This is a genomic window from Embleya sp. NPDC127516 (assembly GCF_044765325.1).
Taxonomy (GTDB): domain Bacteria; phylum Actinomycetota; class Actinomycetes; order Streptomycetales; family Streptomycetaceae; genus Embleya.
The window spans coordinates 1-24697 of record NZ_JBIWJT010000062.1 but is presented as its reverse complement, the minus strand read 5'-3'; the positions used below and the strand labels follow the sequence as shown (position 1 = coordinate 24697).

22 protein-coding genes and 1 pseudogene are annotated in these 24697 nt (G+C 70.5%); 17 read left to right on the top strand and 6 right to left on the bottom strand.

The window, feature by feature from the left end; genetic code table 11:
* Positions 1–720 precede the first annotated feature (720 nt).
* Complete coding sequence (locus tag ACIRL2_RS50335; protein WP_402242372.1) at positions 721–1167, top strand: hypothetical protein; 447 nt, start codon at positions 721–723, stop codon at positions 1165–1167.
* A 1000-nt stretch (positions 1168–2167) separates the two neighbouring features.
* On the opposite strand, the gene ACIRL2_RS50330 is transcribed toward ACIRL2_RS50335, so the two are convergent.
* On the bottom strand, positions 2168–2470 hold the full coding sequence (locus tag ACIRL2_RS50330) for a hypothetical protein (protein ID WP_402242369.1): 303 nt from the start codon (positions 2468–2470) through the stop codon (positions 2168–2170).
* Between the two features lie 717 nt (positions 2471–3187).
* Here ACIRL2_RS50330 and ACIRL2_RS50325 point away from each other — a divergent pair.
* The gene (locus ACIRL2_RS50325; protein ID WP_402242367.1) at positions 3188–3637 is read left to right on the top strand and encodes a hypothetical protein; all 450 of its coding nucleotides are present in this window, start codon (positions 3188–3190) and stop codon (positions 3635–3637) included.
* Here ACIRL2_RS50325 and ACIRL2_RS50320 read toward each other — a convergent pair.
* Entirely contained in the window at positions 3567–3971 is a 405-nt protein-coding gene (locus ACIRL2_RS50320; RefSeq protein WP_402242364.1) for a hypothetical protein, read from the bottom strand. The two genes, ACIRL2_RS50325 and ACIRL2_RS50320, sit on opposite strands and share 71 nt — an antisense overlap.
* A 226-nt stretch (positions 3972–4197) precedes the next feature.
* Between ACIRL2_RS50320 and ACIRL2_RS50315 the strand changes: the two genes are divergently transcribed.
* From ACIRL2_RS50315 to ACIRL2_RS50285, 7 genes are all read left to right on the top strand, one after another.
* Positions 4198–4386 carry a hypothetical protein gene (locus tag ACIRL2_RS50315; protein ID WP_402242361.1) on the top strand — a complete coding sequence of 63 codons (189 nt, stop codon included), beginning with the start codon at positions 4198–4200 and terminating at the stop codon, positions 4384–4386.
* Positions 4387–4523: 137 nt separating this feature from the next.
* On the top strand, positions 4524–5588 hold the full coding sequence (locus ACIRL2_RS50310; protein ID WP_402242358.1) for a HEAT repeat domain-containing protein: 1065 nt from the start codon (positions 4524–4526) through the stop codon (positions 5586–5588).
* Between the two features lie 26 nt (positions 5589–5614).
* On the top strand, positions 5615–6136 hold the full coding sequence (locus ACIRL2_RS50305) for a hypothetical protein (RefSeq protein ID WP_402242355.1): 522 nt from the start codon (positions 5615–5617) through the stop codon (positions 6134–6136).
* 238 nt (positions 6137–6374) lie between these two features.
* Positions 6375–6788, top strand: a complete 414-nt coding sequence (locus ACIRL2_RS50300) for a DnaB-like helicase N-terminal domain-containing protein (protein WP_402242352.1) — start codon at positions 6375–6377, stop codon at positions 6786–6788.
* Positions 6789–7533: 745 nt separating this feature from the next.
* A complete protein-coding gene (locus ACIRL2_RS50295) occupies positions 7534–7686 on the top strand; it encodes a hypothetical protein (RefSeq protein ID WP_402242349.1) in 153 nt (50 codons plus the stop codon).
* Between the two features lie 147 nt (positions 7687–7833).
* Positions 7834–8244 carry a hypothetical protein gene (locus ACIRL2_RS50290; RefSeq protein ID WP_402242346.1) on the top strand — a complete coding sequence of 137 codons (411 nt, stop codon included), beginning with the start codon at positions 7834–7836 and terminating at the stop codon, positions 8242–8244.
* 327 nt (positions 8245–8571) lie between these two features.
* A complete protein-coding gene (locus ACIRL2_RS50285; RefSeq protein ID WP_402242343.1) occupies positions 8572–9654 on the top strand; it encodes a tetratricopeptide repeat protein in 1083 nt (360 codons plus the stop codon).
* Between the two features lie 460 nt (positions 9655–10114).
* Here ACIRL2_RS50285 and ACIRL2_RS50280 read toward each other — a convergent pair.
* Positions 10115–10297, bottom strand: a pseudogene (locus ACIRL2_RS50280) (PHP domain-containing protein); the annotation flags it as partial.
* A 376-nt stretch (positions 10298–10673) separates the two neighbouring features.
* Between ACIRL2_RS50280 and ACIRL2_RS50275 the strand changes: the two are divergent.
* A complete protein-coding gene (locus tag ACIRL2_RS50275) occupies positions 10674–10901 on the top strand; it encodes a hypothetical protein (RefSeq protein WP_402242340.1) in 228 nt (75 codons plus the stop codon).
* Positions 10902–11361: 460 nt separating this feature from the next.
* Here the strand turns inward: ACIRL2_RS50275 and ACIRL2_RS50270 are convergent, their stop codons facing one another.
* The gene (locus ACIRL2_RS50270) at positions 11362–12477 is read right to left on the bottom strand and encodes a hypothetical protein (protein ID WP_402242337.1); all 1116 of its coding nucleotides are present in this window, start codon (positions 12475–12477) and stop codon (positions 11362–11364) included.
* Between the two features lie 573 nt (positions 12478–13050).
* Positions 13051–14157, bottom strand: a complete 1107-nt coding sequence (locus tag ACIRL2_RS50265) for a hypothetical protein (protein ID WP_402242334.1) — start codon at positions 14155–14157, stop codon at positions 13051–13053.
* Between the two features lie 401 nt (positions 14158–14558).
* Between ACIRL2_RS50265 and ACIRL2_RS50260 the strand changes: the two genes are divergently transcribed.
* The 3 genes from ACIRL2_RS50260 (at position 14559) to ACIRL2_RS50250 (ending at position 16691) form a co-directional block, all read left to right on the top strand.
* Positions 14559–15410 (top strand): ISL3 family transposase, encoded by an 852-nt coding sequence (locus ACIRL2_RS50260; protein WP_402242331.1) that lies wholly within the window; start codon positions 14559–14561, stop codon positions 15408–15410.
* Between the two features lie 127 nt (positions 15411–15537).
* Positions 15538–16056, top strand: coding sequence for a transposase (locus ACIRL2_RS50255; protein ID WP_402242328.1), 519 nt, complete (start codon positions 15538–15540; stop codon positions 16054–16056).
* Between the two features lie 47 nt (positions 16057–16103).
* Positions 16104–16691: an SMI1/KNR4 family protein gene (locus ACIRL2_RS50250; protein WP_402242325.1), complete on the top strand. Its 588-nt coding sequence runs from the start codon at positions 16104–16106 to the stop codon at positions 16689–16691.
* An 894-nt stretch (positions 16692–17585) separates the two neighbouring features.
* Here the strand turns inward: ACIRL2_RS50250 and ACIRL2_RS50245 are convergent.
* Positions 17586–19412, bottom strand: coding sequence for a HEAT repeat domain-containing protein (locus ACIRL2_RS50245; RefSeq protein WP_402242322.1), 1827 nt, complete (start codon positions 19410–19412; stop codon positions 17586–17588).
* A gap of 290 nt (positions 19413–19702) precedes the next feature.
* On the opposite strand from ACIRL2_RS50245, the gene ACIRL2_RS50240 reads away from it, so the two are divergent.
* The 4 genes from ACIRL2_RS50240 to ACIRL2_RS50225 all read left to right on the top strand — a co-directional run bounded on the left by ACIRL2_RS50240 (position 19703) and on the right by ACIRL2_RS50225 (position 24296).
* A complete protein-coding gene (locus ACIRL2_RS50240; RefSeq protein ID WP_402242319.1) occupies positions 19703–20338 on the top strand; it encodes an SHOCT domain-containing protein in 636 nt (211 codons plus the stop codon).
* Between the two features lie 96 nt (positions 20339–20434).
* Positions 20435–20743 carry an integration host factor, actinobacterial type gene (gene mihF, locus ACIRL2_RS50235; RefSeq protein ID WP_402242316.1) on the top strand — a complete coding sequence of 103 codons (309 nt, stop codon included), beginning with the start codon at positions 20435–20437 and terminating at the stop codon, positions 20741–20743.
* Between the two features lie 622 nt (positions 20744–21365).
* Complete coding sequence (locus ACIRL2_RS50230) at positions 21366–21743, top strand: hypothetical protein (RefSeq protein WP_402242313.1); 378 nt, start codon at positions 21366–21368, stop codon at positions 21741–21743.
* Positions 21744–21836: 93 nt separating this feature from the next.
* Complete coding sequence (locus tag ACIRL2_RS50225) at positions 21837–24296, top strand: tetratricopeptide repeat protein (protein ID WP_402242310.1); 2460 nt, start codon at positions 21837–21839, stop codon at positions 24294–24296.
* The last annotated feature ends 401 nt before the right edge of the window (positions 24297–24697 follow it).

Sequence of the window (24697 nt, the reverse complement as noted above, 5' to 3'; positions counted from 1 at the left end):
GACAAGCAACTCCACTTCCTGGTCCACGACTTGGCGCTCACCTCCGGATGACAGCGACAGGCCAGGCGTCAGGGCTGCCGGCCCGGACCGTCGGAAGTTGAACGACAGCTCACTGATGGGGATCTCCTTTCCGCAGCCCGGTGGAGTCGAGGTGCTCGCCGACCATCCCGTCCACACCGAGCACTCCGGGGTGCCCGCCCGATTCCGACGGAATGGTGGATCGGGGCCGCGGAGGCTCTCGCCGACTGGGAGGGGAACGTCGTCCTCATGGACTGGCCGGGCGACGACGCGGTCGACGCGGAACGCTGGAACCCGCCGCCACCGAAAGCGACATCGCCGCCGCGGGCGAGGCCCTGGCCCCGCCGCGCTGATGCCTTGCCTGCCGACGGTGCCGAAAGGCTCTCGCTGGCCTTCCGGCTCGGGACCGGCGACGAGTGCCTGTTCAACCGCCGGGTCCGCGCTCCCCGTTGGGGGACCCCCCGTGACACCACCGTGGATGGAGATCCGCGACGGGGGCCCTGCCCGCAGCCTCGACCGCCGGGGTGTCCGGGTCAGGGTGTGGAGGTCCACGGCAGGCCGATCGCCGTGTTCCGGAGTTCCTAACGGCGGACGCGATCACCCGGGACGGCGAGACCGCAGCCGGCATGCTGTCCTGTGCGGTCGAAGGCAACGGCCGCGCGGACTCGGACGATCCCGTCCGTCTGTGAAGCGAGGGCGGAGATGGATCGAGGCGGGACCGGGGCGGCGCAGCGCGACGTGGCCGGCATGGCACTCACGTCGGCTCTGTGCGTGGCCGTGGCGTGCTTCCTGGCCTGTGCCGCCGCGATCGGCTTCTCGGTGGGGAGCCGCTTTCTGGGTGAAGATCTTGTGGTCGCGGCCCTGTACGCGAGTTTCGTGGCCGGGGTGGGAACGTTCCCACTCGGGTTGTGGCAGGTTCACTCCGGCGTCCACGGTCGCCGAGGCGCGCCGAGGCTGGGCTCGTCCCCGTGGCGGTTCGGTGCTTTCTTCGTGGCGAACGGCGTGATCGCCGGGCGCCTGCGTGGCGAGGCGCCGATCGCATTGCTGATCGTGGGGGCCGCGGGGCTCTGGGTCGCGGGGATCACGAGCGTGTATCTGTTGGGTGGGCGATGGTGGGGCCGCGATGACGACGTCCTGTCCGAGCCGTAGTCCCCAAGGGATGCCCGCGACCGGAACCCGGCGCCGCGGTAGCCACCCCTCCCGCGGTCGGAACCCACGAGACGCTGCACGCCGCGGCTTCACCCCGACCGGCACACGTCACCTCTCCACCGCCGAAGACGTCCTCGTCCTTCGCGCCGCCCCGGACACCCGTGTGCGCCACTCCCCGGCGGCCCACGGTGGGCGCCTTCCGGGCCATGGGCGGCAGAGGCCGAGCCTGTCTTCCCCGTGCGGGGTGAACCCGAGGCCGGCATCACCACGGCCGTATCGGCGCGTGTCCGAGCTCTCCGCGATGACCGTTTTCATGACCGGCGTCCCGGCGCCGAACGCCGCTCTCACCGATCTCGACGCGTACATCGCCGACCGACTGCGCACGGAACCCGGGCATCGGCTCCGCCTGCTCGGCGTCGAGGACCAGACAGACCCGGAGGCAGTGACCCGGGAGCCCGAACCCGCGGCCATGTCGGCGAGCACGGTGACGGCGCGGCACACTTTGGGCCGTCCGCCGATCGGACCGGAAGAGGTTTTGCCTCGGCGCCCCGGCGGCGAGAGTCCGCCGGGATGCGGCCGGTCGACGACCACTCCCGCGACGCCGGACCGACACACCCTGAACCGGATGTTCCACCCGGTCCCCACGCGTCCCCATCCCCGGGCGGCCCCCGAAGGCTTCGCCGACGACCCGCTCTTTCGAAACCGGTGCCGGGGCTCCGCCGATTTCGCGAAGGATCCGGCCGTGGGCGACCGGCCGCCCCGAACCAGCCGACACCTCACCACCACCACGCTCACGCTGCGGCGCGCCCGTGGATCGTCCCGGGCGATCTCGCGTCGACCGGCCCCGGACATCCCCGGACCGCTCCGAGAGCACGGGTCCCTGCACCCTGTGTTCGTCTCTTCAGGGGCCGCTGTGGGCCTTGGGCCTGCGAGCGGGGCAACCCGCCGAGGGGGCGCATCCGCGATCGCGCCCGGGTTCGCGTGGTTCGACGCCACGAGCTCAGCCGACCGTGGCATCCGGCGCGAGCACCGGGCTGGCTGCCGCGAGGAAGTCCTCGAGGCCGATCTCGCCGCCGTCGGTGCCGTCGTCCCATTCGACCAGGAGCCCGGACAGGCCCTCGTTCCACGTCTGGGGCGTGTCGTCCGCATCGTCCGGGCCGCGGTGCCATTCGACGCTGCCCTCGCCGTGCCGGTATCGGAGATACAGGTACCGGCCGGTTGCCGTCCAGGCGTTCCACTGCGAGGGAAAGCCGTGACAGGTCTGCACCACGCGGACCAGCGTCCGGTCCTCGTCCGTTTCCATCCGAGGATGTTCGCGCATCGGCGGGACCCGGGCAATCACTCGCGAGGGACCGGACCGGACCGCTACAGGCCGGAGATCGGCGAGTGGGTCTGCAGGATGTTTCCGAGGGTATGCGTCACCTCGTCGAACAGTCGCCGACACGTGGACGATCCCTCCCTTCGGCCCTGCACGCGCAGTCGTCTCGAACCGTTCGACGCGCGAAGGTGAACGCCTGCAGTGCGCCCGGAATCCGGCGACGCCCCTCAGGCCCCGGACCCGGCGAGGGCGGCGTTGGTCCACAGCGCACCGGTGAGCTCGCGCAGTGCCGCCACACCGGCCCACCCCTCGTGCGTCCCGGGCTCGAGTCCTCGGCGCTTGCCGCATCGTCGGGGGGTGTTCGCCTCGGCGTGGGCACAGCTCGGTGCCGACTGCGGATCCGACGGTTCACCGGTCCGCGTCGACCAACGGCTCCGGGCTGCGGGGACTTCGGCGATCGGCGTCGGCTTGAGGCGATTCCTGGATCGAGTTCCGGCCCAGGCTCCAACGCCAAACGACGCGCCTGCAAACGCGGCCTCGGGCCGGCACTGTGCGTCTGCCGCTGCGCCGCCGTGGGGGTGTTGCGCCGTCTTCACCCCGGGGCTGGTGGTGGCCTCGTTCGTGGCGGGGTGGTCGTGGTGGGGATGATGGTGCGGTGGTGGGGTTCACAAGTAACGGTCGTGGTGTGGGGGAGGGTTCGGAGTGAGGTTCGAGTCGGGTGGGTTTCCGTTGGTGGTGCCGCAGTCGCCACTGGAGTTGTGGGCCTACGACGCGAGTCATTCGAGGATGGTGTTCCGTCGTCAGACGCAGTACGGGATTCGTTACGAGGACGACCGGGTCCTGGACGTGTGTTTTTGGGATGTGCGGAAGGCGAAGATCGAGCCGTACGTTCCCGACGCGGTCGTGCGCCCGCTGGATGTTCCGCCGCCGGGTGAGGCGCCGGTGCCGGGACACCGTCGGGCGAGGTATTTCTCCGTCACGGGCATCAGCGCTCTGCACGGCGGCGAGGCCGAGCACTGGGTCCTGTGCGGGAGTGTGATGTGGGCGTGGCTGGACATCGGGTGGGACGATCCGAGCCCGTTCACGAACGACGCGTTGATGGACTCCCTCGACACCGTCGCCTGGCGCGGACGGGTCCCCCCGCCCGCGTGAGCTTGCCGCGGGCGACGGTGACGGCGCTCGTGGTCGGGTTCGTGGTGGTCCTGGACGCGTATTGATAGAGCTTGCCGGTGACACGGTCGCGGGCCCACAGGTCGGGCAGCCCGTCGCCGGTGGCGTCGCCGGGCGCGATCAGGTCGAGATTCCTCCAGTCGGCGGTGCCCAGGGGAATCGCGGTGTCGAAGATGCCGACGGCGGTGTCGCCGTGCAGGAGCCACAGGCCGCTGGTGCCGTCGCCGTTGTCCTCGAGGGTGAGCAGGTCCAGGCGGGCGACGCGGGAGTCGGTGAGGTCGTTGTCGACGTTGCCGGGGGCGAGGATCTGCCGCACGCGGGACCTGAATTCCTCACCCTGGGCATCTACGGCAAGAAGTCCCCGCAGACCAGCGCCAACAACGGCTTCAAGCGGTTCTTACGCAACGCCGCCGACAACTACATCTACATCGAGTACAACACCCCGCCCAACCAGCCCACCAACCGGCGGATGACCCCCGTCCCGGTCAACGGGGCAACCTCGGGCAACGACGGCTACATCGGCGCCGTCAAACCCGCGGTGGGTGGCGTCAGTCGACCCCGCCCTCGGCGACACCATCGCCTCCAAGACCGTCCAGGGACCGGCCGGCACGGAAGAGCAACCCACCTGGGCGGGGTCGCTGATCACCCACCGCGGCGGCGCCGGCGTCACCTACGACGACCTCTACGCCCACGGCAACGACACCCTGTACCACTATCGCACCGCGACGTGATCCCGCGACCCGGCCTGTGCGTTGACGCCACCCGACCGAACGGCACATGCGCCGCGTACACGACCGACTAGCGGGACTGCCCCACTGATGCCCAGTGGCGCTTCTGTAGCCTGTAGTGCGGAGTTGTAGGGGGTGTCGTGCAGGTACATGAGACGTGTTACGACCGGGTGTTTCTGCAGGAGGGCGGTTACGAGCGGTGTCGGGGGACCGATCTGGACGTGCGTGTGGTGATGGCGCGGATGCCGGTCGACGTCAAGGACGGCTTCCGATACGAGCGGGTGCCGTGGGAACGCTTCTTTCACCCCTTCGGGCGAGGTGAAGACATTCCCGGGCTCCTGGAGCAACTTCGCTTCGCGGACGACGAGGAGGCGGCGGAGCGGGCACTCGGCGAGCTGTGGAACATGCGCCATCAGCACCAGACGTCCGCGCCGGCGCCCTTGGCCGTGCCGTTCCTGTTGCGTATCGCCGCCGATCGTTCGACCTACTGGCGGTCGGGCGTGCTGTCGCTGGTTGCCCACATGGCACGAAGTGACCACTCATATCATGTGGTGGAGATACGCACGGAGTTCTTCCGGGTCGCCTACCGGGACGACGACCTGCGGTACGACACCAACATGTACCCGCAGAACTGGTCGATCCAGGCCGCACGTGACGCCATCGCCGCCGACGCGCAGATCCTGCTGAATCTGCTGGACGACCCCGATCCGGACGTCCGCGGCCGGGCCTGCCACGTACTCTCCGCAGCCTCCGGGAAGGCCCAGGAGATCTCGATCGCCCTGCACGAACGGCTCGGTGTCGAGGACGATCCGCAAGTACGGGCGCGGATTGTCCTGGCACTGGCCCAACTGGCCCGTGAGCACGCGAAGATCCACGCCGACACCGTCGCCTGGGCCCGGGCGTGCTGGGCGGATGCGACGCGGCCGGCCGAGGTGCGGGTGAGCGCGGCGCTCGCCTGGTCGTGCCTGGTCGAGGGCCCGTTGCCGGACGCGTTGCGTGCAGTCCTGGAGGAGACGCTCACCGAGGAACTCGATCGACTCATGTCGCCGATCCCATGGTTGGAGGTCGTGGACGAAGCCGGGTTGCCCCGCATCCTGGAGCGGATACTCCAGGCCGAGGAACAGGACCTCCCGGCCCTGCTGGCCGCCAGGGACAGGCTCGTCGATCCCTGGATCCGCGGATGTGACGATGACCCGCCTTTCTGAGCGGCAGGGCGGGACACCGGACTTGCGTGGCGAGCATCGCCGTACTTGAGGAACAGGTCTCGCATGCCGAGGCGATGCTGCGCCTAGGCGCTCACGACGTCGAGAAGGCGTCTCGGATGATTGGCCGGACAGAGGCCGAACTCGCCATATGGAAGGGAGGTCCGCCGGCAGGACCGGGACGACGTGACTGGCTCCCGCAACACATCGTCCTGCAGGTGACCGCACTACGCGATCTGGACGAGGATCGCAAATCGGACGCGCTCAGCAAGCAACTGTGCCGTTCGGAACCGGTGGAGATCGTTCGCCCGGTGTGGTGGCGCTTCCGCAGCGAGCAGTGTCCACTCGACCGAGAATGCGTGGTTGTGGCGGCAGCGAAGGAGTGCGCAGGTTTGGACCTGTTCCATTCGATCAGCCCTCACAAAGGCTTCTACTGCCTTGCCGGTCTTGACTGGTCCACCGATCTCGTCGCGGCTCTGGCGACGAGCGGACCCGCCCACACCATTCGGCTGTTCGGCAAGGCCACACGCGAGCGGGACAGGACGAGCTGATCCACGAGCCGAACTGGGCGCTGACCAAGCATCGCTCACGCCGGGACATCAAGGCGCTGACGACCGGGGATCCAGAACTCGCCCTGAGTATCGGGAACTTCACGCCGGCACAGCTGAAGGAGCGGCTGACGGACCGCGTCCTCGTCCCGCTCGTCTGGCCTTTCCTCGCTCCGACTGTGTGGATGATGGAATGGTGAAAGCGGCGCCGGCGCGCCCGCCAGGCTCCACCGGCCGCGCCATGCTCCTCGACCCCAAGGTGATCGACGACATCCTCGAGTACGTCGGCCTCAACGCCCAAGACCTCCACCGCCCCGCCCACCAAATGCTGTTCACCATCCTCGCCACCCGCCGCGAGAACGGCCTGACCATCGACCCGGAACACATCGCCCGAGACCTCGACGACCAGGGCCTGCTGCGCACGTGCGGCGGCCGCCCATACCTGCTGACCCTGATCGCCGCCACACCCCCGCCCGGCCACGCCGAATACCACACACACCTCGTCCGCCAGAATGCCGCCGACCGACGCGCCCACCTCCTCCGCGCCGACACCGACATCGCCGCGACCGAGCCACGCCCGGCGCTGCGCCTGGTGCGAGGTCGCGAGCCCGGTGAGCCGTCCGACGACGGGCCGCGAGTGCCGCCCGCGATCTGATCCCCTCAGCGCGGGCCCGCCCGACGCGGGCGCCGTCGGCCGGCTGCGAGATAGGCTGGCGAACCCGAGCACCCCTCGCGCCGACTGCGGTCGAACGGCCCGGCTTCCCGCGTGTGCGGCACAGCACCGAAGGGACAGAGCACCGTGCGACACGGCGCCTTACCGGTCGAGATCCCGCCGTTCGTCGAGGCACTGGCCGTGTGGGGGGCTGGGCCGTCGAACACGGCGGCGTCCCCCTGGAGTACGCGGCCGACGTGCTCGCCGACCACCCCGTGTACGTCGAGGATTCCGGAGTGCCCGACGCGACGGAGACCGAGCGTTGGACCTGGGGCGCGGAGGACCTGGCCGATTGGGAGGGGATCGTCGTCCGCATGGAGTGGCCGGGCGCGTGGCCCTGGAGGACCACGAACGCCGCCGCGCGCAACTCGACGCGGAACCGACCGTCCCGACCCGGAATCCGCTTCGTGGCGAGCTGCACGACCCAGCCGAACCCGACCGCCGCCCCGTCGACGCCACGATCGGCGCACAGATCCGCCCCGGGAACGGCATCCTCGCCCCACACGGTGATCCGGACCCGGCTGCTTCGAACTCCCGCTTCGCGCCCCGCCAGTCGGGGGCACCGGCCAAACTGAACCCCATGACGACAACGACACCCCGCCGCTGGTAGCCAGGACCAGTTCGGCGACCCGACCCCGCCCGAGGGCACCCCCGGCATCGAACTGGTCGGCGGCCCGCTCGACGGACTGTGGATGGTCCTGATCGACAACGGCCCCCGCAGCACTACCCGGACGGAGTCGCGCTGTACGCCGGCAACGGCGCCTACCCGGAGGGACGTTCCCACTACGTCCGCGCCGACCCGCCGGACGGGCGACTGCACTGGGAAGGCGACAGCGCCTGACCCCGGGGCCGCCCGCCATCCACCCCAACCCCACCGACGGCCTCCGGGCCACCCGCCCCATCCCCCGGTCCGACATGCGTGCCGGCCACCCGGGGCACGGGCGGCCGCACCGCGTTCCCTGTCCGACTGCCTTGATAGAACCTCTTCATGGCATTCAGATTCACCGCCCGCGTTGTCGGAACCGAGATTGATCCCGACGGCTGCTTCACCGAGGCCGGCCTCGCGGAGGCCGAGGACGGCAGCGGCTTCATCCTGTTGTTCATGTCGGGCGAGGAAGATCCCGACGACCAGGAGGTCGCCCTGGGAATGGACACTCATTGCCTGGTCACGGCCGGGCAGGGGACGGCCTATGGCTGCGTGCACGAAGCCGTCCTGGAGGGCAATGTCCTTCGCGTCGTACTGGACCCCGAGGCGCTGGAGAGCCTTCGGCTGGAGGACGGCGAAATCGAGGCCGTCATCGAGGCCCCGGCGCAAGACGTGGCCCGGTTCCGGGAGGTCCTCGCCCAGGTGCTCGCCTATGGAAGGGCGGACGCCTTGCCCACCCGGGTGGCGGTCTGATCCGGGAAGTGGGACCGAACCGCCCTTGAGAGTCGGCATGGAGAAGTTGCCTGATTAGGCAGGGGTCTTTCGGCCAGCGACAGCCGTGGGAGGCGACCGTGACGTCCGAGGATCGGTGTCCGGCGGCAGGCAGGGGCCTTCGCTCGGTGACATCCGTGGGACGAGGTCGTGGCGTCCGGGGAACTCGTGCGCGACAAGGCCTACGACAGCGACCCCCATCGCCGAATGCTGCCGACGCGGGATCCTGCGGGTCGTCTCCACCGGTCCGATGCGAAGTCGTCGGTGGTGTCGGTCCGTTGTCGGGGGCGGGCGCTATGGTGCCCGGTCGTGGATGCCACCGATCTCGACTTCCGGGCCCGGACGCGGTCCGGCTGCATCCCGCCGGCGCTGGCCTCGAGGCTGCTCGCCCGGCACGGCCGCGCCGAGGAGGCGTTCGACCTGCTCGTGCCGCATGTCGACGACTGGGTGCTCGCCACCGCCCTGGTCGACGTCGCCGGCGTCGCCGATCGCGACGAGGAGGCCGCCGCGCTGCTCGCCGGCCTGATGCGGGCCGACCACCGCTGCGACGGCCCGTGGTGCTGCCGCGGCCTCGATCCCGACACGGCGCTCGGCCTGCTCGCGACGATCCGCGAGCGCCAGGGCCACATCGACGAGGCCATCACCCTGCTCCGCCGCCGGCGGATCGTCTCGGTCAACGGCCGAGACCAACTCGCCGACCTGTTGGCCCGGCACGCCCGGGTCGAGGAGCTGCGCGCCTACGCCGCGTCGGACGGGCATCAGGAGGCCGTAGGGCAGTTGGCGGAGTTGCTGGAGAAGGGTGGCGACGTGGAGGGCGCGATCGCCGTGTACGGGCCGGCCGACGGTCCCGCGGCCCGGGACCCGAACTCGGCCTACGATCTCGCGCAGCTTTTGACCCGGCACGGACGGGGAGAGGAGGCGATCGCCGTGATGCGCGCCCGGGCCGACGCCCACCCCGGCGACGACTGGATTCTCCACGCCCTGTCCGAGCTGTGCCTCGACCGGGGCCGCCCCGCCGACGGCCTGGCCCACCTCGACGCCCTCCACGCCCGACGCGGGGGTGAGGACGAGTGGGAGCTGTACCGGATACGGTTGCCGCTGATCGCCGCCTGCGGCGGCATCGACGAGGCGGTCGAACACGCCCGCGCCCACCCCGAAGGCGACACCCGGTACGCGGCGGAGGACATCGCACGCCTGCTCGCCGGCGCCGGGCGCACCGAGGAGGCCGTCACCGTCCTCCAAGAGCACGACCGCAGGAACGGCCACGACCTCGCCCACCACCTCGTCGACCTCGGCCGCGTCGAGGAGGCCCTGGCCGTCCTGTTGTACACGAGCCCCCCGCCACCGCTGGTGCCGGCGACGCACCCGTGGTCCGACGAGCCAGCACGCTGAAGCCCTGACCGAGCGCCGGCGATGACGGGCCGTCACTCGGTGGGGTGGGCGATCGACGTCGAAGCGCACCGGAGCGTCGACGACGTGACACACGCGCCCGGCCGCGGCACATGCAGCGACCGAAGCGACCCGGGCGCGGAAGTGCCGCGCGACCGGCGGCTGTCCGGCAACCTCGCGCGTGCGACGGGTCGTGTGCCCGCCGCACGCGGGGCGGGCGCGGTCGAGGTGCCGGCGGGCGTTCTGGCCCACACGAACGCCTCGCGACACCCGCCACGGTGCGGAGTCCGACCGACCGTGCCGAGACACCACACCGGTCATGTTGACGGATCCCGCCCGAGGGGCGCACCCCGGACCGGGCACCGACGGACCATCGACACCCCTTCGTCGGGGCGGACTCCAATCGCGACACTCATCGCTGTTGTGGTTGTTCGTGCCACCGGTCTCGGCCTCGGCCCTGTCGCCGGACTCGGCGAGCAGGGCAGGTCTGGGCGAAGCGCACCGCGCCGCCGACGGTGTCGCGGTCCGTCAGGGCCAGGGCCGACATGCCTCGCTCGGCTGCCCGCGCCACCAGGTCCTCCGGGTGGGAGGCGCCGTACCGGGCCGAGTAGCCCGACGCGGTGTGCAAGTGCGCGAAACCGTCCACCGCACACCTCCGCCCGCGTCCACCCCCCTGTCCGAAAACCACCTCTCATTCGGACAATAGTTCGAATAGATCAACTTTGCCAACCCTCCTCCCTGCGGCGGGCAGCGTTGGTTGGCCATCTGGATCCTTCAGCCGTCGGGACGGCCTCCGATTCGCAGCCCGGCGTTGTCTGCCACGCAGGCGCCGGCCCTCGGGCGGGCTCGCCGGCAGCGTGTCGGAACCGGCGGGCGGCGCCCCAGGCCCACGTTCCGGCGGTCGGCCCACTCCGAACCTCCGCTTCCGCAAGCCGGTCCTGGGTAGGAGTCGAGCATCCGCGGTGGTCCGGGGGCCGGACCCGAGGCTCGGACGACCGCGCCCGACCCGGAAGGCCCCACCCATGCCCACCACCCGTCACGAGGAACTGCGCACGGCCGTCACCGCCGCCCGCCGCGCACTCGCCGCACACCCGGACGCGGAGACCGCGCCCGCCCTGGCCGACCTGATCGCCGCCGCGGAGCCCTTCGCCAACTTCGTTCCCGCCGTCCTCCCTCCCGTACCGCGCGCGGACGCGCACGCACCGATCGACACCGCACCGCCGGCGAGACCGGGGCACCGACCTCGATGACGAGAGCGTCGTGGCTGAGGATTCGGCAGCCGGCCCATCGTGCGGCCGCTTCCCGCCCGCGACGACGGATGCCCAAGCGACCCCGACCAAGGTGGCCAACAGTCGATGACCGCCCCACCGTTGACCAGCAGCGTGGCCATCCATCGCTGACGGTCACACTCCCTGTGGCGACGACCGATAGTTGGCCGTCTCGATCGGTAGTTGGCCAGTCCTCGGCATGCGCTCCGAGCATGACAATCACGATCAGCTGTGGACATCCGTACGTCCTGCATGCGGCGTGCTGTGCTGCCGCTGCGGGCGAACCATCCGGGGTGGGGTCCGATACACGCGGTCTGGACCATTTGGTCGCGGCGTACGCCATGACCGATGCCGTGCGGGCCCGCTGCCATGCAGGCGGGATGGCCGCAGCGGTGGACGGCGACCTGGCGGATCGACGGTGGATATTTCTAACGGGCGTTCGTTATCGCCCGTCGGGTGTCGGCCGGTTCGCGAATGCCGGTAGCCGACGGCCTGACGCCGTCTCCAGGAGCCGGACGATGCCGGGGTCCTCGACCGCGAGGGCGTCCCTCGCCACTTCGCACCAGTCGTCACGTTCGAGGAGAGCCAGGTAGTCGTCCCGGTAGGGCTGCCATCGCCGAACCGGGCCGATCGAACCCGCGTCGCCTCGTGTCCCCAGGCTGTTCGCCAGCCACGCGGCGGTGCAGTATCGGCCGGCGGAAGGCTCCGATTGCTCGAGGTGGCGCAGATGCGCGGCGAGTACCGCCTCGGCGTGGGGATAACGCGCGAGCGTGACGCCCATGCCCTGGCTGTACGTCATCACCAAAAGCAGTCTGCCGGTGTGGTCGGTGATTTCGTCGTCCACGCAGGGTCCGGTGACGACTTCGTGCAGACGAGTGGTCCGGGCGACCTCGCCGACGAAGTACGCGTTGAGGAGATCGCCGTCGCATGCCCTGCGCAGGAGCCAGGGCCGGGCGGTGGGGTCGTCGCGTCGACACAGGGCCTCCACGACGCAGACCCGCCCCCAGCCGGTGACTCGATCGGCGAGCCACAGGAGGGCATCGGTGCCCTGGGGCAGTCTTTCCAGGGCGTGCGCGGCCAGGGGACCGAAGTGGTTGGACAGCAGGCCGATCGTTCGGATCAGGGTGACGTCGTCGGCCGTTGCGACGGCGGCGACCAGGGCAAGCCCCACGGTGACCGAGTCGCAATCGGTTCCGTGGCGGACCAGCCATCGGCCCGTTTCGTGAACACGACGCCTGTCCGCTCCCTCGGCCGCGGCAGTGATGTGGGCGTTGGGCTGAATGGGGACGTAGACGTCGTGGAACGCGCCGACCAGTTCGGCGGGTTGCGCGGCGGTGCGGGCGAAATACGCGTCCAGGACGAGCGCGGCATCCTTGCCGGCGGCGTGCCGGTCCTGCGGCGCCTTCGGCCGAGACCGGCGGCGGTGCAACGCATCGTCGGGGTACGGCTCTCCGTCCCGCGGCAGCGGCCCGTCCGGGGCCGGTAGGTGGAGCCGTAGCACGTGTTCGAACAGGGATATCCGCGATCCGGGCAATTGCATCCCGGCCGTCTCGCTCATCGGCGGACGGAGGACTCGATTCTCTTGATCATGTCGGGCAGCGTGCCACGCCCCGTGGGGGCCTGCAAGGCAAATATCGCTCCTTCGGGCCGCACGAGGCGCGTCGAATTCACCGCGATCCGGTTGTCCCCGGTGGGGGCTTCGCGTGGGCGCGGACCCGGCAGCGACTCGGGCGGCCCGCCGATCGGGGGATGTCGGCGGGCCCGGAGCGCGGCCGCACGACGGGGTGACGCGGGGCACAATCGACCAACGACCGCAGCGGCCCGAGGTCACCCACGTGTCGATGAACGCCCCCGCTGTTCGGGCGTGTTCCGCCGGGAGCGACCCGAGCGCGACGCACCGGGCCGTCGACCGCGACCGGCACGCAGCCGCGCCGCCCGCCTCGCGGGATCGCTCCGTGACAACCGCACGTGATCTGCGGTCAGCACGCAGTTCCCGATGCCGACGTTGCCGGCGTGGGCTTTGTTCACGAGAACGGACAGCAGATGTTCACCACTTCAGGAGGCACCACTACCTGATGCTGTTCGATTGCGCAGCTCCGGAGTGTGAGTACCGGCGTCGTCCGGCCTTCGGCTAGAAGAGACCGGTTTGCATGTGGTGGGTGAGGTTGTCGAGGATCTCGCGCAGCCATGGGCTGCGAACCTCCGGCAATCGGACCAGGGCGTGTCGGAAGATTCCCGGGTCGGCTCGGAAGAGTTGGTGGGGCGTGGGCGCGGGCGGGTCGTCGCGGAGTACGCCGTCGGGCATGGTTCCCGAGGTGGGGAGGTGGAGGTGTGGTTCGGGGAAGGCCATCCACATCCACATCCCGAACGGCAGTGGTACCGGGCGTGCGGATGTGTTCGGTCCGGTCGGGCTCCAGAGTTCCCCCGTCCGGGGGTGGGTCGGCACGAGAATCATGTCGGCGTCCGGGCCGGGGGCGGACAGTCCCGGTCCGGCCAGGACGGCGCGTTGCGCCGGCCGGTCTGCGGGCAGCAGGGCGTCAAGGGCGCGTTGGAACACTTCCGTGATCAGGCCGGGCGGGACCGTCACGGGACGGCCGCCGGAGGCCGCCAGCAGGTGTGCCAGGGCCCGGCCTGCCGCCGCTTCCCACCGTGGGCTCCACGACCACCAGTGGTGCAGCCCGAGGAACGAGCCCCATCCGGTGATCGGCTCGATCGGTGGCGTGGCCACCCCTTCCTCCAGCAGTTCCTCCCAGGAGAGGATTGCGGTGTCGGTGTCGTCGACGGGGAGGCGGTGCACGGCATCCGGCGCGAGCCATACCGCCTGCCAGAGTGAGCAGTCGTCGATCCGGCTCGCCACGGGCAGGCCGCACGCCTCGCAGGCCATGTTGGGGCCGTCACCCCAGTCGAGGCCGCAGCAGTGGCCGCCGGCTGCGTGCGGGACGAGCACGGTGCCGCGGGTATCGCCGGGGGCGATGATGACGGTGCCGGGTGCGCCGTCGGACAAGGCGTGGAGCGGGGCGTGAATGCCGCGGGCCGCCGCCTCGTCCGGGTCGATGTCCTCCCACCTTCGCCACGGCGCTCCCCAGGGCTCCGGTTCCACGGCGAATGTGCCCGACTCCATGAGCACCGGGAGCTGGATCGCGTTCCCGTACTTCTGATGGGCATGGGCCGGCAACTCGACCGGGGACAGCGGAATGGTCAGCTCGGAGCCACATCCCGCACACACGAAAACGAACAAATGTCCTCCGCAAAAAATGCAGGGGGCATCGTCGCAGCTCTGTGGCGGACGCTCCAACGTGTTTTCATTCCGCGGCGCGGGACTGTGCACCACTACGGTCCGCAACGCAATCGTTCGAATCCCCGACGTTCCGGGTGCCTCCCGAAGCGGTGAACATCTGCTGTCCGTTCTCGGGTTCTGGCTCAACTTCTGTGGACCATGCACGCTGAGTCACGACCTTGGCTCCTCCGGGCTCTGGGGGAGTTGCCCGAAATTGGTCGGTGACCGGCTTGGTATGGCCGACAGTTCGGTGTCGTGGATGAGATCTTGCTCCAACCAGAGAAACTGCTGTTTCCGTCGATCGCGCACGTCGCGGTGTTGTCGGTCGACGTGGACGACGAGGTTGTGCGCGTGGAGGCCCGGTGCACGACGGCAGGTGCCTCGTGCCCTGTGTGTGGAGCCTGGTCGAACGTGTTCACGGTTCCTACCTGCGATTTCCCACCGATGTGCCGTGCGAGGGGCGGAAGTTGGTGTTGCGCTTACACGTTCGCCGATTCGTCTGCCGCGACGAGTCATGCGCTCGAAGGACCTTCGTCGAGCAGATACCGATGCTGACCCGCCGCCACGGTCAGCGGACCGAGCGTCTGCGCAACACATTGGCCGAGGTCGGCCTCGCGCTCGCCGGGCGGGCCGGCTCCCGTTTGGCCGGTGTCCTCGGGATCTCGGTGAGTCGCAGTACGGTCCTGCGGTTCGTCGAGGCCCTGCCCGAACCGACCGTTCCCGACCCGCGCGTGGTCGGCGTCGACGAGTACGCGACACGCAAGGGCCGCTTCTACGGCACCGTGTTGGTCGACGTCGAGACGCGCCACCCGATCGACATGCTGCCCGACCGGGAGGCGGCGAGCCTGGCCGCCTGGCTGATCGAACGACCGGGGATCGAGGTCGTATGTCGAGACCGCCCCCCCTTCTTCGCCGAGGGTGCCACCGCCGGCGCACCCCAAGCCGTCCAGGTCGCCGACCGATGGCACTGTGGAACAACCTCGGCCAAGCCACCGAACGCAGCGTCGCGGACCACCGCGGATGCCTGCGCGTCCTGGTCCCGGACGCGCCCCGACCCGGTCCGGAACCAGAGCGGGCCGAAGCCGATCCGTCAGGCTCGCTGTGGCCCACCGGCCACCGGTTCGCCGACCGGAATCGGGCCAACCACGCCAAGGTCCACGCGCTGTTGGCCACCGGCCACAGCCGCCGCGCGATCGAGAGGCAACTGCGGATGACCAGTCGCACGGTGAAGCTCCTCGCCGACGCGGCCGCTCCGGAAGACCTCTTCCGGGGGCAGTGGCAGGGCCAACCGTCAGTGCTCGACGCCTACAAGCCCTACCTGGACGACCGTTGGAACCAGGGATGCACCAACGCGTGGAAGCTGTGGGAAAAGATCGTACCGCTCGGCTACCGAGGCAGCTATCAGCGAGTCCGCGCATACTTTCGCGCCAAGCGCCTCTCGCCGGATTCGCCGACCGCGACTTCGACCCCGCCCTCCCCTCGCAAGGTGGCCGGATGGATCCTCCGCCGCCACGACTCCCTCGACGAGACCGAACACCTCCGGCTCAAAGCCGTTCTGGCCAACTGCCCGGAACTCGACGCCCTCACCGGCCACGTCCGATCCTTCGCGCGAATGCTCACCGAACGCCGAGGCGAACAACTCCGGACTGGCTCGACGCGGTCCGCCAAGACGACCTTCCCGGCCTCCACACCCTGGCCGCAGGCATCGACCGCGACCGCGACGCCGTCATCGCCGGGCTGACCCTGCCCTGGAACTCCGGCGTCGTCGAAGGACACGTCAACCGCATCAAGATGCTCAAACGCCAAATGTTCGGCCGTGCGGGCTTCCGGCTCCTCAGAAAACGCGTCCTGCTCGCATGACGTCCGCCAACGGACGATAGGTTGTCGGGAACGAGAGAAGACCGCCCGTGGACACCCGCATCCCCCGGATCCGCTGCAAACTGGCCGCCGTTCCATTCCACCCCCACCGCAGCCATTCGTTCGGCGAAGAACTGCACCGGTTCCGTCTCGGCCCCACCATTCCCAACTCCCGACTGACCGCCTTCGAGGACACCCACGCCGTCGTCCTCCCTGACCCCTACCGGCAGTTCCTGCTCCACATCGGCGGCTCGGGCGTCGCGCCGTTCTACGGCCTGTCGGACCCCACCGGCCCCGAGCAACCCCCTCTCTACACGATGGATCCCCCCGGCACCGCTCGTGGATTCAGCCTCGCCGACCCCGAGGAAACCAGGCACGACCTGTTCCTTCGCATCATCGACATGGGATGCACCGACCTGGCCCTCATCGCGATGACCGGGCCCCTCACCGGACGAATCGTCATCGGCAACGCGGACGGCTGCTGGGGCCCGAATGTCTCCTCCGCCCGCGACTTCCTCGGCTGGTACGAGCGATGGCTCGACCACATGACGGCCGGCAAGGACAACCGCGCCCTGGAACTCACGTCACCAGCACTGCGCGCCCATCCCGAGAGAAGCCGCCTGGCCCCGAAGCTGTGACACACAGTCAGACTCCACAAAACCTGAGCCAGAACCCGTTCTCGTGAACAAAGCCACCGGCGGTTCCAGATATGAGCTGCGCACTGCTCCCTCGCGCCCACGACGCCACGGCCCTGCGATCGCTGTGCCGCGTGCTCAAGGCCGAGCAGGTGGTTGCGCCGGGCCGCCTCGACAAGGTGTCGACGCGCGGACCGGGCCAGGAGCCGTCGAGGACCTCGGGGCCGGTCAAGCGGGACGTTGCCGCCGTTCGGGCGACCCGTGCGGGTACCGGGTGTGGTCGCGAGTCGAAGGTGCGTTCACAGGGCGGGTGTTCCGCTCGACGTACCGAACGCGGCCGAACCCCCGTGCGGGCCGCATCCGGTACGTCGATTCGGCCCGCCGACGGGGGGAGTGCCGGCGGGCCGACCCGGGCCGTCGGACCCGAATGGGAGGGCAAGGTCTCCGACGGCCGTGCCGTGACGGTAGCGACCCCCACCGACAACGACCGGGCGGGGCGTCGACCAGGCGACGCCGGGATCGACACGGCGTCTGCCCGACAGGCCCGACCGAGAACGGAAGGCCGGGGTGCGTGACCTGGCAGCCACGGTTGCCGACCGCATCGGCCGCCCGATGACGACAACTTTCGTTGTCATCCGTAAAGGCGCTGGTCAATGCCCCGAACGTGGAGCCAGGATGGGCCCGTTCCGGTACACGACACGAGAAGAATCCGACGGCCGTGCCCCCACCGCCGAATCCCGAGCAGCGCCGGGCAGCGCACGACAGGGCGGCCGCCGTCCGCGGGGAACGAGGCAATGTCCAAGAGCGCGACCGACTCCTCGAGCGCTTCTGAGGGCCTGGGGCGTGTGTCGTGTTCGCCGACATCGCGCACACGTCGCAGGCTGTCGTTCATGCCGTTCACGTGAGCATCCGTGTTGCCGCAGACCGGAGTCGGGTGTCCAGGGGCAGGTCGGTGCTCGGCGCGAACGGGTCGTCGGAGGACACCGCGCGGCGGTCGGTGGTCGACAAGCGCATGAGGTGCGGCCGCAGGTGGGGTGGGTAGGGCGGACCGATCGACAGGAGCGTTTCGAGCGCAAGCACAGGCGCGGGGAGGGATTCGACGAGCGCGGTCAGGACCGGCACTGCTTTGGAGCGGTCGCCGGTGATGCGCCAGTGGGCTTCGGCGGCGATCGTCCGTGTCCATTCGTGGCCGTCGGTGAGACGGTCCTCGATCAGAGGCAGCAGCGGTACGGCCATCGGGCCCAGGCGACCTGCCTCCTCCAGGTACAGTCCGTCGTCCTTGAGGCGGCGTGCCAGCAGGTCCAGCGCCGGGGCCGGGTCGGCGCCCAGGCGGGCGGCGGCGACCGTTGCGGCCGTGGCGAGTTCGTCGTCGCTGCCGCGGGCGTTGTCGGCGAGCAGGTCGAGCAGCTCGGTGTCGCGGATGCCCCAGTCGCCGAATCGTCGTACGAGCGTCACGGTGGGGCGTCGACGCAGCAGGTCTTTGAGATCCCGCAGGAGGGTGCGGGCGGCGTGGGATGTCAGCGTGGCGAGGAGTTCGTCGGGACACGCATGGCGGTGGCGCAGCGCGAGCCGTTGGTGGTCGAGGTCGTGGGTGCGGGCGGCGAGCGCGACCAGCGGCCTGGGCTGGGGGTCGGGGACGGCGGTGAGCAGGCGTTCGTCGCCGAGGAGGCCGAGTGCCAGTTGGGCGAGCTCGGCCGTGGTGGTGCCGGCGAGCGCGTGCGGCATGAGGTTGTCCCCGAGCGAGGGGTCGGGGTGGGTGGCGCCGGGAGCCCAGCGGATGACGGCGACGAGCAGTTCGGACAGGTCCCAGGGTGTCGTCGGGTGGGGGAGGGCGGCGGCGAGGAGGGCGAGGGTGTCGTGCTCGCGGTCGCGCCAGTGGGTGGAGAGTTCGTGGGCGCGGCGTGCACCGCGCCCTTCGGCGTTGCCCCGTGCGATCCAGGCGCGGGCCACCGTCGCGGTGGCGTCCGGGTCGTGGGCCAGGACGGCGGCGACGCGGGAGTCGGTGTCGCCGACCCCGGGAAAGAACTCGAGCCGATTGACCGCGAGTTCGCCGTCGCCGCCGGCGTCCGCTAGGACCGCGACCAGGTCCGCCGGGTAGGGGGCCTGTTCCTGTTCCAGGAGGGCCAGGGCGGCGACCGCGCGGACGGCGGCGACCGGGTCCGTGAGGGCGTCGCGGAGGCGCCGTGTGCGGGCCTGTGGGTCGGGGTCGATGCGGGTGAGGACGATCAGGGCTTCCGCGCGTACGGCGGGGACCGGGTCCCTCGCGTACGTCGCGGCCAGTTCGCGTGTCGCCGCCGGCAGGGTCTGCGCGTTCGCGCGGCGGGCGACGCGCACCGCGTGGCGGCGCACCCGCGGGTCGTCGTCGCCGAGCAGGTGCAGCAGGCCGCAGACTTCGGCCCCGACCCGCGCGTGCCCCTCTTCCTCGTCGCCGGCCCACGGCACGGGACCCTGGCCCCCTGCGCCCGCGAGCAACGCGAGCGCACCCGCTCGTGCGTGAAGGGTGTGCACGGCGGCGTGGGCGAGGAAGGGCACGGCTGCCACAGTCGCCGGATACACCGATCCCTGGTGCAACACATGGTTGAACAACGCGCCCAGGGCCTTGTCGACGCGATCCCCATCGCCCGAATACAGGGCCCGTATCAGGTCCGGGACGTCGCCGCCGTCCCCGTACGCGTGGTGCAGCGACGGCCAGTCGATCCTGTCGAGTTCCTCGGGTGATCTCACGCCGGCGAACTGTAGCGCCCGGCACCGCCATCACACGGTGCTTGCATCACCCCAACCGAGGATCGACCCCGCCCCGCACATCACCGACCCCGCCGGGCTCGGGCGGTGTGCCGGCTTTGTCTCGGTGATCGCGGCTTTCGCGTCGAACAGACGCAGGCGCGGGGACAGGGACGGGCACCGATTCGGGCCGCGAACGGCGCCGTCTTCAACGGTCAAGTCATGTCGAGTGCCGAGGGATTGGTGTTCCAGGTGGGTACGCTGTGCACATTGCAGGCGACCGGGGGACGGTAATGGCCACAGACGCGGAACAGGCGAGGGAGGCTGCGCGGCTGCGCCGTGAAGAGCTGTTCGTCCGCCAGGTCGGGCCGGACACCGCCGCCCGCGAGGACATCGTGGCGGCGTGGCGGGACTCGGCCACCGGTGACCGCTGCGGCAGGCACCTCAGGAAACTACCCGAGGTACTCCTCGGCCGTGAGCGCGTCCTCGTCGTGGCCGCGGGGTCCCTCGACAAGGACGAGGGCGCCGTCGTCCTGACGAGCCAGCGACTGATGCTCATCAGGCAGGGATGGACCGGCACGACCGCCCTCGCCGTATCACTGGCCGAGGTCCGGACCAGCCACCTCAAGCAGGGAGTCTTCCGGACCTGGTTGACGCTGCACACCCACGACGGAGCCGAGGCGGACTTCGCCGTTCGCGACGCAGCGGACCTGACGCGATTGGACGAGACGCTGCGCCTGGTCCGGGGAACCCTCGCGGCCCCCGATCCGTCTTCCGTCAACGTGTCCGTGTCGGTGGCGGCGGAGCCTGCGGCCGAGCCGCAGGACCTCCTCGACCGGATCGCCAAGCTGGGGGAATTGCACGCGGCGGGCGTGCTCACGGACGCCGAGTTCGAGCGGAAGAAGCGGCAACTGCTCGATCGACTGTGACAGCGACGGTCCTTGGCCGAGCAGGATCGCAACGCCGCGAACAGGTCGTCATGACGGGCTCGTTTCCGTATCGAGGACGAGGAGATCCCGACGGCCGTGCCCGTGATCGGTCCCGACGACAGGCGTGCCCCGCTCGCCAGGGCCGCCGCCGTCCGCAAGGAACGCGCCGAGGCGAGGGAGGCGCTCAAACGCGGCAGGACCTCCCTGCGCGAGGTGCCGGACACCGACACCCCGGCGGTGCGCAGCATGCCGGTCCGCGCCCTGCTCGAGTCCCTCCCCGACATCGGGAAGGTGCGCGCGGACAGACTCCTCGCGGAACTGGGGACCTCCGCGAGCCGGCGGGTACGCGGCCTCGGGGCACGGCAGCGCGACCGGCTCCTGGAGCGTTGCGCGCCGCAGCAGTGACCCCGAGACGGGGCCGCTAACGCGCCACCACGCGGGTCAGGCGTCGGGCGGCGGTCTCGATCGTCGCCTCGTGCTCGTCGATACGGGCCGAGGCCTCGTCGAACGCCTCGTCCGAGAGGCCCAGTGCCTCGACGCGGGCGACGCAGCCGGCGACGCTGACGTCACGGGCTCCCGATCATCCCCGCGCGCAACTCCGCCCTGATCACCCTCGCAGCCGACCTTCCCCCGGCGGTTCTGGGCTCACTTTTGGGCATCAGCCTCACCAGCGCCCTGAACTGGACCCGACGCGCCGGCCGCGACTGGAACACCTATCTGGCCGAACGAACCTGACTCGAGGCAGAGATCCGGTTGGGTGTGGACAGCCTCCCGGCGGAGACAGACAAGCTCCAGCGGGCGTCACCTGGAAGGCACCGCCGGGATTCGCGGACCGCGAGGTCACCGACGGCGCTCGTCAATCACCGACCAACTCTCTGCGGCACAGTCCCCCGGGACACATCGCCTCTTGCCGACGCACGTTTGGCAGTCGACACCTTCGCGCAGCCCGCTGGTGCGCGCATTCCCTGATCTCCGGCGACCGTCCGGTTTGCTCACATCAGTCCGATCGGAGGGTCATGCTGGGGCCATGACGGGTCGTGATGTGGGCGTGGCCGCACTGGTGGTCGCCGGGCTGGGCGTGGTGGGGCTGGGTGTGTTCTTCGCGGTGGCCGGGTTGGACGACGCGGACAAACTCGCGAGCGTGATCGGGGTGTTCGTCGGCCTGGTGGGTCTGGGGCTGTCGGTGTACGGGATCGTGCTGGCCCGACGTTCGCCGCCGTTGCCGGGGCCGGCCGCGCCGGGGGGTGCGGCGGTGGGTTCCGTGCACAACGTGTTCTCCGGCGGCACTGCGCGGGATGTGTACCAGGCGGGCAATCTCACCGTCGACCGCGGACCCGCGACGCCGCCGAATCCGACGCCTCCCGTTTCTCCGGGCCCGGTACCGCCGGCACCGCCCGGGCCGTGATCAAACGCCCGGCACATACGGCGACGCGAAGGGGGTGGGGACGTGGCGTGGTGGCGGTGGTGGTCCCGGTCCGCGAGGACGGCGGGGGGCACGATGAACGTGTTCTCCGGCGGTACGGTCTCGATGCTGGTGCAGGGGCAGCACATCACGGTGCGCCTGCCCAGGGACGTTCCTGACGCGCTGCGTGGAGTGCCGCCCGCACCGGGCGTGTTTATCGGGCGCGAGAGCGAACTGGCAGACGTTGCCGCGCTCCTGGCCCCGATCGCGTCCGACGGCACGAGTGGTGGTTGTGCGGTGTCGGTGGTGGCGGGGATGGCCGGGGTGGGCAAGTCGGCGTTGGCGTTGCGGGTCGCCCACGACCTGGTGGCCGCCGGATGGTTCACCGGCGGCGCGATGTTCCTCGGCCTGCGCGGCTACGACGCGGGCGATCGTCTCGACGCGGACACCATCGCCGTGGAGATGCTCGGCATCCTCGGCGTCCCGGGCGAGGTGATCCCCGCCGGTGCCCAGGCGCGTCTGGCGGTGCTGAGGACCGTGTTGGCAGGTATGGCCGATGCCGGGCACCGGGTCCTGATCGTCCTGGACGACGTCTCCTCCAGTGAGCAGATCCTGCCGGTCCTGCCCGGCACCGGCATCCATCCGGTGCTGGTCACCTCACGTCACACCCTGACCGGCCTCGACGCCCCCACCACCGAACTGCCTGTTCTGCCCGACCGCGCCGCGTTCGACCTCCTGGCCGCAGCCCTTCAAGCCAAGCGCCCGGGGGATACCCGGCTGCGCCGGAACACGCGCGCGGTCCGGGCGCTGGTCGGGGTGTGTGCGGGTCTGCCACTCGCGTTGCGGATCGTCGCGGGCCGACTCGCCACCTCCCCCGACCTCACCCCGGCCGCCCTGGCCGAAGACCTGGCCGACGGCGCGCGGCGCCTGGACGGCCTCGACGACGGGGAACGTGCCGTCCGCGCCGCCCTCGACCTGTCCTACACCCACCTCCTCGCCGCCGACGCGAACGCGGCGAGGGTGTTCCGTCTGGCCGCCGAAAGCCCCGGTGCCACGTTCACCGTCGACGCCGCCGCGGCCCTGAGTGGACTCGATCGCACTATCGCGATGCGTGCGCTGGCCGAACTCGAACGCGCGCACCTCGTCGAACCCGCCGGCACCGACCGGCGCCGCATGCACGACCTGGTCCGCCTGCACGCACACTCGACACCCGACCCCGACCGAGAACGGGCGGTGCCCGGACTCCTCGCGTACTACGGCACCCGAGTCGGCGAACTCGCGGCAGCGGCCGGTACTTCCCCGGTGGCGGGTACACCCGAAGCCGCACAGGCGAGCGCGGCTCGGAAATGGTTCGCCGCCGAGCGCGACGGCCTTCAAGCGGCCCTGGAACACGCGGCAGCCCAGGGCGACCACGACACCGTCATCACGTTGGCCTTCGGACTCCATCGTTACCTCAACCGCATCCGCGACTTCGCCCCCAACCTTCACAACCTCCACCTCGCGCTGGAGGCCACAGAGGTGCTGAGCCGTCCCTACGACGCGGCCCGGGCACTGACCCTACGCGGGAACGCGCTGCGGGAGGTGCGCCGGTTCGAGGAGGCGATCACCGCTCACGAACGCGTCCGCGACCTCTGCCAGGCCACTGACGACCCTCACGGCCAAGCCCGCGCCTGGAACAACCTCGGGATCGCGCTGGGGGACGTGCGCCGGTTCGAGGAGGCGATCGCCTCCTGCGAACGCGCCCGCGACCTCTTCGAGGCCACCGACGACCGTCACGGCCAGGCCTCCGCCTGGAACGGCCTCGGGGCCGCGCTGGGGGAGGTGCGCCGGTTCGAGGAGGCGATCACCGCTCACGGACGCGCCCGCGACCTCTTCGAGGCCACCGACGACCCTCACGGCCAGGCCTCCGCCTGGACCAACCTCGGCATCGCGCTCGGGGAGGTGCGCCGGTTCGAGGAGGCGATCACCGCCCACGGACGCGCCCGCGACCTTTACCGCGCCACCGACGACCCTCACGGCCAGGCCTCCGCCTGGAACGGCCTCGGGATCGCGCTGCGGGAGGTGCGCCGGTTCCAGGAGGCGATCACCGCTCACGAACGCGCCCGCGACCTCTTCGAGGCCACCGACGACCCTCACGGCCGGGCCTCCGCCTGGACCAACCTCGGGAACGCGCTGGGGGAGGTGCGCCGGTTCGAGGAGGCGATCACCGCTCACGAACGCGCCCGCGACCTCTACCAGGCCACCGACGACCCGAACGGCCAAGCCGCAGCCTGGAACAACCTCGGGAACACGCTGCGGGAGGTGCCCCGGTTCGAGGAGGCGATCACCGCCTGCGAACGCGCCCGCGACCTCTTCGAGGCCACCGGCGACTCCCGCCGTCGGATGGCGGTCGAAGGACTCCTGCGCTCCATCGGGGAACAAGTCGAAGCCATCGAAGCGGTGCAAAACCATGCCGTTGGCAAGACACGGGCTTCGCCCGACCTGTCGGCGTCGGGATTCACCGGTTCGCTGAACCTGCTTTTCCCCAATCGGAAAGAGCCCCCGCCCAGCGAGTGATCCACATGCGCCAGGCAGACTCGGCCGTCAGCCGCGCGCCCGACGCCTCGCAACGGGGAATACGGTCGTCTACGAATACGGCTGGGTACCGGCTGTCCGAGCCGACATCGACCCGAAGCAACTGCGCGAACCCTTGGAGTCTTGAGGGGAATCCGCAGGTTACGCACGTGGTCGGGGAGCGGGCGGGGACGTACCGGGGCTCCCACCGAGGAGGAATGGGACGCCTTCCTCGCGCACTTCGAGAAGCGCAAGGTGTCCATCGGCACCTGCGCCCGCGCGTTCTCAACGCCTTGCATTCATGAACACGCATGCGTCAGATGTTCACTCCTCCGGCCGGACCCAGCCCAACGCGGCAGGCTGGAGGAGATCCGCGACAACCTCATCGACCGCATCGCCGAAGC